This is a genomic window from Aeromonas sp. 5HA1, from assembly GCF_029237245.1.
GTDB classification, from domain to species: domain Bacteria; phylum Pseudomonadota; class Gammaproteobacteria; order Enterobacterales; family Aeromonadaceae; genus Aeromonas; species Aeromonas salmonicida.
Genome location: NZ_JAACFW010000002.1, coordinates 216,229 through 230,810, shown reverse-complemented (window position 1 = coordinate 230,810; position 14,582 = coordinate 216,229). Strand labels below are relative to the sequence as shown.

Annotated in this window: 1 protein-coding gene; it reads right to left on the bottom strand. The window is 63.7% G+C overall.

Translation table 11 applies throughout. The annotated features are described in order from the left end of the window. Positions 1 to 54: 54 nt before the first annotated feature. Positions 55 to 14,580 carry an MARTX multifunctional-autoprocessing repeats-in-toxin holotoxin RtxA gene (rtxA, locus tag GWQ27_RS03270; RefSeq protein ID WP_275906664.1) on the bottom strand — a complete coding sequence of 4,842 codons (14,526 nt, stop codon included), beginning with the start codon at positions 14,578 to 14,580 and terminating at the stop codon, positions 55 to 57. Positions 14,581 to 14,582 lie beyond the last annotated feature (2 nt).

Sequence of the window (14,582 nt, the reverse complement as noted above, 5' to 3'; positions counted from 1 at the left end):
AAAACCTGCTCCGAAGAGCAGGTTTTGCATGTCATTGAGTTGGTTTCAGGTCGCTCAGGCGACGTGCGCCCGACCCTGTATCACATCCCCCCAGGCAGACTGCACCAGGCTGTTGGCCTGACTGTCGAGGCGATTGAGCAGTCCCATGTCGCCCGCTTCGGGGGCGAAGCTGCTCATGGCCTGGATCAGGCTGTCGACCGCATGGTGAGAGAGCGCCGTGTAGGCGCGCTCGCCCTCTGCCTGCTGCTCGCCAAGACCTATGACCAGCTGGGCCCGGTTGTCGGCAAAGTAGTTGCTGAAGGTGGCGCTGCCCAGTTGCTCGAACTTGCCCTGCTCGCTCGCCCCGTCGGTGTGACGGTTGACCAGCAGTTGCAAGTCGTAGCCGCTGCGCTTGAACCAGAGATCCCGCCAGCTGACGTCGTTGAAGACGATGAAGTCCTCCTTGCCGATGTCCTGCACCAGGTTCTCTATCACCTCGCCACTGAACACGAAGCTGTCAACACCGGTGCCGCCACTGAAGCGGTTCTGATAACCCCCCAGCACCAGCAGGTCATCGCCGTCCCCGCCATCGAGCTGGCTGAACTTGGCGACCCGGTCGGCGATCAGCCGATCCCGGCCGTCACCGCCCCGGATGCTGGCGTGATAACCCATCAGCTTGACCTGATTGTTGCCATGCTCCGCCAGCAGGCGGTTGTGGTTGCCAAACACAATGGCAACGTCATCCCCCTCACCCAGCCGGATCTGGTTGTGATGGCCTATGGTCACCGCAAAGTCCTGATCCGCGCCGGCATCGATCTGGTTGTAGTTGCCGGAGGTGACCAGATAATCCTGGCCAGCGCCCCCTTCCACTATCCCCTCTTCACCGAAGATGAAGGCCTGATCGTTGCCCTCGCCCATGAAGGCGCGGTTGACACGGCCGGCCAGCACGGCGACATCGTCACCCTGCCCGCCAAACATCATGTTCTCCCGTCCCATCATGATGCCAGTGTCCTGACCGGCACCGCCGGTGAAGATGTTGGAGGTACCGGTGGCATAGAAGACATCGTCACCGCGACCACCCCAGAAGTTGTTGTTGTCGCCGAGGTAGGCCCCCAGATCCTTGCCGTCTCCCCCCCAGTTGAAGTTGTAGTTGCCAAGGGAGACGTGCATGTCGCCATCCCCCTGCAGGTGACCACTGTTGCGCAGGAAGTCGAAGGTCTGCTCCTTCATGTTGAGCAGATCGGCCGTCAGGTTCTGCTTGAGGTTGCTGGCCAGCGTCTTGAGCTCCGCCTGCTTGTCGCCGTTGAACAGGGCCGCAAACAAGTTGGGCAGGCTCAGGGCATTGAAACCGAACGCTTTCTCCTGTGCGGTGGCCGGCTGGGCAGCGGCCTTGGCTGGGCCTTCCCCCTGCTGCACCGACACCTCACCTGGTTTGGCCTCTTCGGGGGCCGCCTCCTGCAAGCCGTGGGTGCGGGCAAAATCGCCGAGGGCATCTGTGCCCAGATCCAGCCCGGCCTTGAGGCTGTCGAGCCACTTGGCAGGATCGGTCAGGCTCTTGAGCTGATCGCCACCAAATTCGGCGATGACCCCCAGCATCTCCTGCAACAGCGCAGGCGCATTGATGGCTGCGCCATCGCGCGCCACCAGCTGACCCCGGGCGTTGTAATCCACGCCGAAGATATCTGCCAGCGTGGTGTCGGCACCGACCCCGGCCAGTCGTCCCAGCAGCCGGTTTTGCAGCTGGCGCGGCAAATCAGTCGGAGTGAAGGTAAAGGTGGTCTTGGCCTGCCCGGTCGACGTGAACTCCTGGGTCAGGATCCCGAACAGGGAACCCAGGTTGGTGTCCAGCATAGCCTGGATGTTGTCACCAAACACAAAGTTCCAGTTGCCCGTGGTGACCTGGATATCGGCCCCCTGCCCGGCAACCGCGAAGTTGAACGCCAGCTTCTCGTTGGCCTGGCGCAGCTTGTCCGCCCGGCTCAGAGGCCCCTTTTCACCCTGGCCGCCGCCCAAGACGTGCTGGTTGAACGCCTTGTTGAGGGTTGCTTCCAGATCGCTCTTGAGGCCGCGACTGCTGCGCTCATGGTCGCTGTCCAGAGCCGTGAGCGAGCCGTACTTGACGCTGCTGGTCTGATCCAGCCCGGCCATGTCCGCCACGAACTTGTTGGCCCCAGCCAGGGTCCACTGCTCCCACTGGCTGGAAACCCAGTTCGGCTGAAAGCCGTCACCGGCTATCTGCTGCAGGGCACCGGCGATACGGGCCGCCCCACCAAAGGGGTTGACCATGGGCGGCGTGGGGATGGATTTCTCCAGCATCACGATGAGATCGTTGCTGCGCCCCTGGTTGAAGCTGACGTTGCGTTGGCCCACGAACAGCTGGGCCCCCTCCAACGCCTGGTAACCAGCGATGTCGAGGCTGTGTTTGCTGTCGCCATCCCCGATGTGCACCATGACGTTGTTGTCGCCGAAGGCCAGCGACTTCATGCCCCCTGTACCCACTTTGACACCCAGGTTGCTGGTACCCCAGTTGATGGCGGTGAACTCGCCATCCCCCACGTTGACCTGAATGTTGCCGGAGTAGCTGACGGCATTGTCGGCCTCTCCGGCGGCAGGCTCGGACTGACGCTGTTTTTCGGGGGCGACAAAGGTCTCGTCATTGTCGGCGATCGCGCCACGGGCGCGACTCTCGCCGTCACCCCGGCCCACGTTGGCCAGATCGATATCCCCTTCGGCCACGCCGCCGCGCACCAACTCGGTGTGCGCCACAGGCTCGCCGGCTTCGTTGAGGGTCAGCACCACCTTGTTGCCGGCCACCTTGCGGGCCCAGACATCATCTTCACCACGGGTGTGCTTGCGACCAGCCAGATCGACCGCCACCTCGCTGCTGCGGGCCGATACCTGGGCGTTGATCCCCTCGTTTTTCAATGCCTTGATGAAGCGGCTCGCAAACCCTGTCTGCTGGTCGTCGCTCACCAGGGAGCAACCCACCAGGCTGACATAGCTCGGCTTGATCGCCACACCCGCCTCTTGCAGGCGCTCGCCGAACCGGCGCAGACGCCCGGCCAGCTCATCGGCACTGTAGCCACTGAGTCGGCTGTTGTTCTGCTCGTCACCGTCACGACCGTGACCCACCACCTGCCAGCGAATATTGCCAGCCAGCTGAGCAGGATCGCCATACACCACCCGATAGTTGCCATCCGCATCCAGCTGCACCACCAGGCTGCGATCGGGGTGCTTGCCCGCCAGACTGGCCGCCGCTTTGGCGGCAACCGGATCATCTTCGGTCTGGATGATGATCTGGCCATCGAAGCGGGTCTCGCCCCCCTGGCGGCCCGGTGTCACCTCAGGCTGCTGCCACTGGGTAACCTGCTGGTTGCGTACCGGCTGATCCGCACCGTCCAGGCCCGCCACCGGCGTCCATTTCCTGGCGACATCGCCGTACTCGACCCGCTGGCTGGCGTCATCCTCCTGCAAGCGGAAGCGGTTGTCCGCATCCACCTTCAGGGCGGGCAGCCCCAGACGGTGGGTAATGCCCGGCACAAAGCCTTCGATCCCCTTGTGGGAGGCCAGGTGCGCGCTGCCGTAGATGGCGACGAACTTCTCGCCAGCCGGCAACTTGCCCAGCACGTCGACGGCGACGTTGTTGGCCGCCCCGGCGCGATACATGAGGCCGTGCTCAGTCCCGGCAATCGCGGGTCTTGCCGTGCTGCCGTCGTCCAGCGCCACAATCCGCAGCCCTTTCTCACGCGCTCGCTCGAACAGGGAGGGATCCAGATGCTTGGTTTTCAGCATGGTTGCCAGCTCGGGGGACATGTCTCCCCCCGCCAGATAGCGGTCGATCAGCGGCTGTGCCAGCTCGCCGCGCAGGTGCTCCAGACCGATGACGGTCACCCCCTGCGCCTTGAGGGCATCCATCTGCTCGTGGACGAAGCGCAGACCATTCACGTCGCTGCCATGGGTTTCCCCGATCAGCAGGCCGTTGCGGTTCTCCAGCAGGCGTGACAGCTGTCCTGCCAGCGTGCTCTCCTGCGCCACCTGATCGTTCAGATCCCGCAGGGCATTGCCAGCATAGCGGGCATCCCAGGCCGCTATGTCTGTCTGCTTGCTGCTGTGATAGATGTTCTCAACCTGCTCGATGCGGCGGGACTCCAGCTCGCCGAGATAGCGGCGGTCGGCAAACTTGTCCAGCATGATCATCTCGGCAGAGAGCTCGGAGCCGGGCGCCGCCTGCTTGGCTGCCTCCTTGATGAAGTAGACAGTCATCTGGGCAGACTGATCCCCCGTCATATCCTGCAACTCCTGATAGGAGTAGCCCAGGTGCAGCACCTTGCCGGTCTCGTCCAGCACGGCCTTGCTCAGCAGCCCCTTCGACTGGGCATCTGCCAGCCACGTCTTCAGCTCGCCATACTGCTCGCCGAGCGCGACATGGAAGCTGGCATCAAACGGCAGATCCGCAGGCGCCTGCCCCTGGTATCCCCCCTTGGCCGCCAGATAGGGATCTTGTGCCACCCAGCGCAGCAACATCTGGGTGAGACCCGGATGCTTGCCATTCGCCTCCTCGGCAGCCTTGCCGATGACGAGGGCAGCCAGATCGGGGCGACTCTTGGCCAGTGTCGCGACATCGGTTTGCAGCGACGCCAGCTCACCGCGATAGAGCCCGCCGTTGAGCTGGCTCTGCAACTGGGTCAGCGCCGGGTTTCTGCCGGAGCCTTCGTGCCTGGTCTGGTAGTCGTCGATCAGCTTGTTCAGCCGCAATGCGGCCTCCACCTGCGCCTGACCGGTGGCGCCGTGCAGCACGGCGAGCTGATCCAGGATCCCCTGATAAGACTCGCCAATGGGCTTGGTAAATACCTGGGCGGCTTTTTTCAGCTCATCCGGGCTGTAGGCGTCGGCAAACAGGCTGGTTGCCCGCTCCTGCGTCACCACTTTGCCCGGCAGCCCCGTCATCGGGCTCTCATCAAACACCGGCAACTGCAGGATCTCCTGCAGCGTGACCTTGTTGGCAAGATCCTTGGACGGCTTGAAGCGGGCAAGCGCATCCCCGTTCATCTCGGTCACCCGGAAGAACAGCGGCTTGCCATCCGCTCCCGGCGTCAGGTGGTAGCCGTTCGCCATGTCGAGCCCCTCCTTGCCAAAGAAGCGGGTCATGTAACGACTGAATTTCTCGGCGGAGGAGAACTCGACTATGCCCACATTGGGATCGTAGAAACCGTAGACTCGGCCCGACTCACCCTGTTTGGACCAGGCGGCCATGGCGTGGCCCGGCGCATCCAGCTCCAGCAGCACGGGGGCGGCATTCCCTTTGGCGGTCAGCTTGCCGAGCACGCTATCGAGCGAGATGGCGCTCTTGCCTTCCCACTTATCCTTGACGATGTCGTACTTGATGCTGCGCAGGCTGTCGTAGTTGTAGGACGCCGGCGTGTTGTTGTGGATCTCGGCCAGACTGCCCACCAGCTTGCGGGCGTTGTCCAGCTCGGCAGCCGAGTAGCGATCCGGATTGTTGATGACGGCGGCCGCTGAGTAGAGCTTCTCCATCATGCGCCGCGCCAGATCCGGCTGCCCCTCGCTCTCCAGCTGCTTGGCGACCAGCACCAGCTTGGAGAGGGGATCGCAGCGGCCACCGAAGCCGTCATCCGCCAGATTCAGCAGTAGCAATTGGGGAGCCAGATGCTCCCTTGCCAGCGGATCTGCGCCCCCTTGCGAGGCCACGTCACGGAACAGGCGGTTGAACTGTTCAACCTTGGGTTTGATGGTGCTCTTGAGCGCCCGGTTCTCGATCTCCCAGGCGAGCGCCCCCTGCTGCTGTGGCGTCAGGGTCGGCTGGGTGAACAAGTCGACCAGCTGGGTCATGCTCATGTCGGGCTGGAAGCCGTCAACCACCTTGCCGGCCAGCCCCTGCTGGTAACCCGCGAGGAACGCCTTGGTGGTACGTATGTCCTTGGCCACGCCGTTGCTGCCCACCTGTGGGGCGAGCGCCTCCTGGTAGCGCTTGAGATCGCGCTTGATACCCTCGATGCCCTTGAGCGGCGCCTCGGCACCCGCCTCTGACTGACTGCGGTTGAACAGATCGCCGACTATCTGCTCGGCATATTGGCCCATCAAGCGGTTGCTGGCCAGATGGCCATAGAAGGTCTGCTCACCGCTAACCTGATAACCGGCCACGGCCAGCTTGGCCCGCAGTTTTTCACCCTCGCTGCCAAGCCCTTCGTTGTCGGTCAGCAGCATGATGGGCGTGCTCTTGGGCAGGCCGTCGAGGTTTTTCTCTACCGAGAAACGGCCGTTGACCGCCTTGGCGATCGCCCCGACCAGACCGCCCGGATTGGGCAGCTCATGGGCCGTGATCGCCTTGCTCATGCTGGGCATGGGGCGATCGAGCAAGAGGGCGCCCACCGGCTTGCCCTGCTCGGCGGCATAACGGGCCAGATCGGCGGCGATGGGGCCGCCCATGGAGTAGCCGTGGATCAGGATCTTGCCGGGCGCCACACCGCGCTCTTCCACCAGATAGCGGAACATGGTGCGGGCATCCTGATAGACCCCCTGTTCGCTGGGGCCGCCATCGCTGGCCCCATAGCCGCGCAGGTTGACCGCCAGCATGTCGATGCCCTGCTTCTGGTAATGACTGCGAACGGCATCGGCCTGCTCCTCGGCAGAAGAGCCTGAGCCATGCAGGAACAGCACCACCTCGGGCTTGCCATCTTCCTGCGTCCCTTGCCGTTCGGTCCCCTTGTGCAGGTAACCGGACAGGCGGCCGGCGTCCCCTTGCAGGGTCACTTGTGCAGCCTCCCCTTTGCTCACCGCATGGTCGAGCAGCTGCCGGGTGATGTCGCCCACCTGGCGGCGCTCATCACGGGTGCCATACAGGTTGTCGTTGAGGAAACGGGTCAGGGGATTGAGCGGCTGCCTGTCTACCGGTGCCGAGCCGTCGTTCTCCATGGAGACGGGCTTGCCGGATGAGGCGGGGTCAACCACCTCGACAGGGGCACTGACCTTGCGCGGCGACCCGAGTGCGGCCAGCTCAGCCAGCTGCGCCGAGTGGGCGTGTTGCTGATAAAAATCGAGGGTGCGGCCGAAGGCACGATCGAGGGCATCCTGCACCGCCGCCTTGCCGGCATCACCCGCCAGATCCACCAGATCCCGGTAGTTGGCGGTGTAGCTCTCCAGCACCTGCTTGCGCGCATCCCCGCTCGCCTGCAAGGCCTGATAGACCGCCAGACTCTCGTTCACCGAGTGGCCGCCATCGAACACCAGGAAGGCAAGGGTGTTGAGGTAGGCCTGACTCGGGGAGTAGCCAGGCTCCTTCGCCGCTAGGTAGTTGTTCAGGTGCACCATGATGTTGGTGGAGCCGGAGGCCCCGGTCACCACGGGCAAGCCCTTGTCCAGCGCGTTGCGCTCGAAGGTGGTCTCCTTGCCCGGCGTCAGTATGCGGCCATCGGCCACGCTGCGCCCGCTCAGGAAGTCGTCGTACTTGTCGCCGCCGGGCTGATAGTGCAGACCCGTGCCGTAGTCGCTGGTGGTGCGACCCGGCAAGTCGACTTGCAGCAGACCGTCCTTGGCAGAGGCGATCTCGGTGCTGGTCGAGCGCGCCTTGGTAATGACGCTGCCATAGAAGCGATCCCCCTCTCTCTTCCAGTCGGCCGTGTCCATGCCGAGCTCGGGATGGGTGGCCATCTTCACCGCCAGGAAGGGCACCTTGATGACATCGAAGCCGTTGTCGACCCGGGTCATCATCTGTTTGAAGTTGGCCAGATTCGGCTCGGCCAGGAAATCGGTCAGGCTGGGCACCCGGCTGAACCAGGGACGGGTGTCTTTCTTGATGGCCTCGGCGAATGCCGCCATCTTCTTGTCGATGCGCTGGCTCTGGGTGGCTTCGTCCAGCTGCAGTGTCTGGATCCAGTCGCCGAACTCCTTCACCAGCCTGGCGCCCAGTTGCGCCGAGGTATCGATCGCCACCTGCGACGGTGAGGTCACCAGCGCATGGGCAATCTCTGAGTCGAAACGACGGCCAAACAGATTGTCTATGTACTGGCCGGTCGCCTTGCTCTTGTTCGCATCGGCCAGCAAGGCTTGTGCCAGCACCTGCAGCTGCGGCTGATCCCACAGCGTCTTGCAGGCAGTCTCAAACAAGGCGATGGTACTAGGTCCATTCACCTCGCCAGAGAGCCAGAGCGCCTTGACCTCTGCGGCCAGCTGGCGGGTTTGCGGCGTGTCGAACTGACCCAGCTGATGGGCAAACGCGATCAGACTGTCATGCTCGGTACGGGGCGCCTGCCGCTCGGCGTTGGAGTTGGTGTCGGTGAGCGGACGAATGCTGAGCTCGGTCACCCGGGCTATGTCGGTGGCACTCAACTCACCCACTACTCCTGTGATCCGGCCTATGCCGTCGAACACCAGCTGATGTTCAAAGCGGGTTGTCTGTTCAGGCGGCAGTGCCAGACCATGCACACCGGCAGCCTTGGCCCTGAAGGCGAAGGTGTGGCTCAGCAAGGAGGCGACCTCGAAGCGCAGCGCCTTCACCTGTTCACCGCGCAGGGCAAACTCTTTGGGGTCGCGAACCTGCCACTGGGACAGGCTTTGCTCCAGCAGCCCCAGATTCGCCTCCGATGGCTGTTGTTGCACCCGAACCACGGCCTCGCGTACCGCCTTGAGTCGATCGCTTGGCAAGTCGGTCGAGAGCTTGCCCAGCTGGCGACGGGTAGAGTCAATGAAGTCACTGTCTTCGCGCTTGAGCAGCTGGAAGGCAAAACCGGCGGTCTCGGGGACGGCTACGGCCGGGCCTCGCACCGGGCTTCCCAGCCCGGCCAGGAAGACCCCGGACAGGCCCAGCTCGGCGCTGCGGCGCGAAGACGCATGGCTCGTCGGCACAGTGGCACCCGACTCGTGCTCACCGACCATATCGGGCAGGGTGATGGCGGGCGTGCCGTGAGTACGGTTCCCGGCATTGATCTGCAGGCGGTTGACCGCAGCCAGGGCGCCATCGAGGACGGATTGCTCCTGTTCACTCAAGCCATTGGCGGCATCGATGGCCGATGGCTGGGCGCTGGCCGACGCGTCGGTCGACAGACCGCTGGCATTGGGCACATCAAGCTCACCAACCTGCGGCAACCGGGGTGCCGCCATCGGGCTCTGGCCGTTATTCACTCCCTGGCGGCTCGGCTTGTCGCCGCTTTGTTTCAGGCTTGCCGCATTCTGCCTGGCCTGTGTTGCCTGTTGGCTGGCCTGGCTGCTGGCCTGCTCGCCTGCGGCCTGGGCCTGGCTCGCGCTCGACTCTCCCTCTTGCTGCCGCTGCCGGGCATCGGCCTCGCGTGTCAGGGCATCGAGACGATGCTGCTCGGCCTGCTCGGTCCGGCTCTGCCCCTGCGCCAAGGCCTCGCCCTGCAACTGTTCGCTGCGCTGCTGGCCAGATTTGGACTGGGCAAGGGCGGCCTCGACCTGCTGGTTCTGCTGCTCGCGGCGGGTTTTGGCATCCGCGATCGCCTCGCCTGCCCTGCCGCTGGCCTCTTCCAGATCTTCCTGTGCATCGGTCAACAAGCGGTCGGCAAAACCATTGCGCCAGTGCTGGCCGGACGGGATGGTGGCCGCTTCGGGCTGCTTGAGCTGTTCAAACTGGCGGGCCAGGGTGTCGAGCTGGGCCGTCATGTCGCGGGCTTCCGCCTCGATGGTGGCACGCTGCTGCTGGCCATTCTCCGCCAGCTTCTGCTGGTCGGTAGCCTCCAGCTGGGCCTGAGTGCCCGAAATGGCGGCGAGCTGCTGCGCCTTCTCCTGCTCCAGCCGCTGTTTGTCGGCATCGGCACTGGCCCGATCGGCTTGGGCCTGGGCGGCGTTGCCGTCTTGCGCCAGCTGGGCACTCACCTGGCCTATCTCGGCCTTGCCAGCCGCAGTGGCGACCACGTTGTCGAGCAGATAACCAAGGCCGTTGTTCTCCCCCGTGCCCCGGAACGCCAGACTATTGCGGCCCTCTCTGGCAGTCAGGGTCAACTGTTTGGTCTGCCAGCTGTCGGCGTCGCCTTCGCTGGCAAAGACACGCTCGCCGTTCCACAGCACCTCGATGCCATGCTGCAGCGAGATGTTGGCCCGACGGGCAAAATCGAAGTTCAGAGTGACAGTCTCGCCCGCCTTGAGGCCGGCAAGATCCTGGGAGATTTGGGTATTTCTGTCGGTAGAGAGTTCGCTGACGCGAGCGCCGTGCGCCTCGGTGGCCAGCCCGTAGGCGCTGGCGGAATGATCTGCTTCGATCCCGTCACCGGCATGCTGCCAGCCGTGGGCGCCCTGTTCGAAATCGCCGTTGACGATGAGGTTTTCGCCCCCTCTGGCCAGGCCTTGCTCATCGAGCTGCAACGCCTTGTTCATGGCTTGCTCATCCCGCTCGCCGGTCTGGCTCACCTGACCGGTCAGGCCGTTCGCCAGCGAGGATTTCACCTCGCCAATCTCGTCCAGACCAAAGCCGCTCAGGGCCTGTACATCCCCCAGGCTGGCCGCTTGTGGCGTCTTGACCGGGCCCTCTTCGTCGCCCTGTACCAGGTAGTTGATCGCCTGGTTGCCTGCCGCACCGAACAGGGTCTGCTTGATGTTGTCAAACAGGGTACCGAGCTTGTTGCTGCTGGTGTTGCTGCTGGCGATGGCCAGGCTGTAGAAGTCGCCGTTGCCTATCTTGATGGCCACGTTGTGGCGGGCATAGGCCGCCGTAACGTCAAGCCCGTCACCGATCTGGACATTGGCATTGCCCTTGCCCTTCATGACGGCGACGTTGAGCCCGTCCCCCACCTTGGTGTTGAGGTTGTAATCACCCCAGGCCAGGTTGATGGAGGTGCCGTCGCCGACCTTGATGTTGTTGTTGAACTTGCCGTAGGCGGCGGTGACGCTCAGGCCATCCCCCACTGTGGTGGTCTGGTTGATCTCCCCCTTGGCGAGGGTGACCTGGATGCCGTCTCCCACCCGGGTGACGACGTTGGCCTTGCCGAGCAGGGCCTGGTAGCTCTCGCCATCCCCCACCTGGGTGACTATGTTCGCATCCCCCTTGGCCAGCACGACCTGACGGCCATCCCCCACCTTGGTGATGATGTTGGCGCGACCCCAGGCACCTGTGTAACTGTCACCGTCACCGACCTGAGTGACCAGGTTGGCCTCCCCTTGCAGCACCGCCAGCTCGCGGCCATCGCCGACCTTGGTCAGCACGTTGGCGCGGCCCTTGGCGAAGCTGTAACGGTCACCGTCACCGACCTGGGTCAGCAGGTTGACATCCCCCCAGGCCCCTTGCACCACCAGTCCGTCGCCCACCTTGGTGATCAGGTTGGCGCGGCCCTTGGCCAGGCCTATGGTGCTGCCGCCACCGACATGGGTCATGACGTTGCCTACCTCGGAGATAAGCAGGCCCACAGTGGTACCGTCACCTATCTTGGTCAGCAGATTGCCCTTGCCCCACAACACCGCAGCCGTGGTGCCATTGCCCACGTGGGTCAACACGTTGGCATCGGCCTTGGCAATGACGCCGAGGAAGTCATCCCCGACCTTGGTGATGATGTTGGCTTTGCCCAGCGCCAGTACCCCGGTCAGACCGCTGCCCACATGGGTCACTATGTTGGCCTTGCCAAACAGAGCCGCCAGTGTGGTGCCATCACCCACCTTGGTCATCACGTTCAGCTCGCCGGCGAACAACCCCAGACTGGTGCCGTTGCCGATGTGGCTGTAGATGTTGGCCTTGCCAATCATCAGCGCAGCGGTCAGGCCATCGCCCACCTTGGTCATCAGGTTCGCCTGCCCCAGCATGGCGGCGAAGGTCTCGCCAAGGCCGACATGGGTGAAGACGTTGGCATTGCCCACCATGGCAGCCAGCGTCATGCCGTTGCCCACCTTGGTCGCCAGGTTGCCCTGGGCCAGCATCAGGGCGACGGTCAGGCCGTCACCGACATGGGTGAAGATGTTGGCCTTGGCCACCATCAGCGCCAGGGCATTGCCATCCCCCACCTTGGTGAAGACGTTGGCCACCCCGCCCATCAGGGCCCAGGCGTCGCCCTGACCTATCTGGGTAAACAGGTTGCCCGCACCTATCATGGCGGCAATGGCCGTGCCGTCACCCACCTTGGTGAACAGGTTGCCGGCGGCCCCCATGACCCCCAGGGTGGCGCCATCGCCGACATGGGTCAGCACGTTGCCCGCCCCCAGCATCACGGCCGAGAGATCGCCGTCACCGACCCGGGTCAGTACGTTGGCCGCCCCCAGCAGCAGCGCCTGGGTATCACCCCGGCCAATCTGGGTCAGCACATTCACGCCGCCCCCCAGTATGGCCTGCACCTTGCCGTTGCCCTTCTTGGTGAGCACGTTGGCGCCCCCCAGCAGCACGGCGCGGGTATCGGCAGCTTCATCCCCTTGGCTGATGTGGGTCAGCACATTGGCGCCCCCCAGCAGTCCGGCGGTCAGCTGGCCGGCACCCAGCTTGGTCAGCACGTTGGCACCGCCGACCAGCATGGCATCGAGCTGCCCCTTACCGGCCTGGGTCAGCACGTTTGCCCCACCGCCAGCCAGCCAGAGACCATTGCCATCGCCGATCTGGGTGTGGGTGTTGTAACCGCCCAGCATCACGACCTGGCTGTCGCCACGCCCCTGCTGCACCGAGATGTTGCCATAGGCCAGCAGGCGGGCCAGATACTCCCCGTCCCCGCTGCGTACCAGCACGTTGGCCGCGCCAACGGCATAGACATCCATCTTCCCCTGCGCGCCCTGATGTACCAGCACGTTGGCAAGACCGGCGCCACGGAACACCAGATCGCCGAGCTGACCGCGCTTGATCAGCACGTTGGCGGCCCCGGCGCCGTTGAAGTGGATGTTGCCCTCGGTCACGTCGGACTCGATCACGTTGCCGCCACCGGCGCCGTCGAAGAAGATGTCGCCCTTGCTCTTGCCGCCGCCTTGCTGGCGGGGGAGCAACGGCTGGGAGTCAAACTCCCGGGTGGCAGGCAGCCGATCCGACACAGCTGTCACTGTGTCGAGCTGGTAGTGCACCTCGCTCAGGGAGTAGCCCCCCGTGCCCATGGCGCTGAAACCCGTCTGCTCCGAGATGACCTGATCGGCCAGGCTGGCAATGTGGTTGCCCTCCTTGTACCAGGCCCTGGCCAGGTACTTGAGCGCACCGGTTTCCCTGTCGTTGGCCAGCTCCACCACCACTATCTTGGTGTAGGGGCCAAGCTGCTTGGCAAACACATAGGTGTTGGCCTGTACCCGGGATTTCACCGCGCTGACAGCGACCTTGGTGCCATCTTCATAGATGGCATGACCACTCATGTTGGCCGTGGAGAGGGTGACATCGGCGGCGGCCACAGTCACGCCACCGCCGTAGTTGATCCAGCTGTTTTCGGTCAGATCCGCTTCCACCGCCTGCAGTGTGATGCGCTGACGCCGTTCAAACACCAGATCCGTCAGGCGATAAGCGCCGTCGGTCCGGGTCGAGGTAAACCCTTGCTGTTCATTGATCTGGCGGCTGGCCAGGCTGGCGAGGTGATCGCCTTCCTTGTACCAGGAGGTGGAGAGGTAACGCAGGGGACCCTGCTCGCCCTCGTTGGAGAGTTCGACCCGATTTATCTTGGTGTACATGCCATCGAAGAAGGCAAACAGGTAGGTATTGGGTTGCAGGGTCGACTTGATGGCCGTGACCGCCTGGGACTTTTGAATCCAGCTACCGCCCATGGTGGCCGTGGTCAGCACTATCTCGTCGGCACTGGCACCCGCAAAGGGCGAGCTGTCGCTGCCAGACCCCTTGCGGGAAAGGTGGTTGTATCCCCCGGCTCCCTTGAAGTGAATGTTGCCCTCGGCCACATCGGACAACAGGCGGTTGTAACCCCCGGCGCCGTTGAAACGGATGTCGCCACGGGTCTGCAGATAGGCATCATCCTCATGGCGCAAACGGGAGATCTCGTTCCAGCCACCGGCGCCGTTGAAGGCGACATCCCCCTCGCGTCCCTTGCGGAACACCTTGTTGTAGGCGCCGGCCCCGTTCAGGGATATGTTGCCGGATTCCAGCTGGGAGCTGATGATGTTGGCCGCACCAGCGCCATAGAAGCTGATGTTGCCGTGCGATCCCTGATACTGGCTGTGCCAGGTACGATCTATCTTGTTGGCCGCACCGGCACCGCTGAAGGTCAGATCGCCCCTGTCGGTCTGGTGCCAGAGCTTGTTGTAACCCCCGGCCCCCTCGAAGCTGACGTTGCCACTGATCCCCTTGCGGGTCAGGAAGTTGGCAAGAGCCGCCCCCTGATAGCGGATGTCGCCCTCGCGCCCTCGGTGATCGATATTGGTGCCGCCGCTGGCGCCGGCAAAGTGGATATTGCCTGACTCGGACTTGCTGATGTCCGCGTAGCCCGCCGCCCCCTTGACGGTCAGGTTGCCGGAGTCGTCGACCACCTTGAGGTAGGCGGCGCCGCCGTACACGCTGTCATTGCCCGTGCCGGTATAAACAGTGGCGCCAATGGAGCCGACCTTGATGGTGTCGTCACCGCCATAGGCACGGATGACGCCACCGAAGCCAAAGGCATTGATGTCATTATTGCCATCATCTGCCGTGTAATTACCGGTAAAGAAGTACTCAATACTTCTCCATACACTCTTTCCCATGT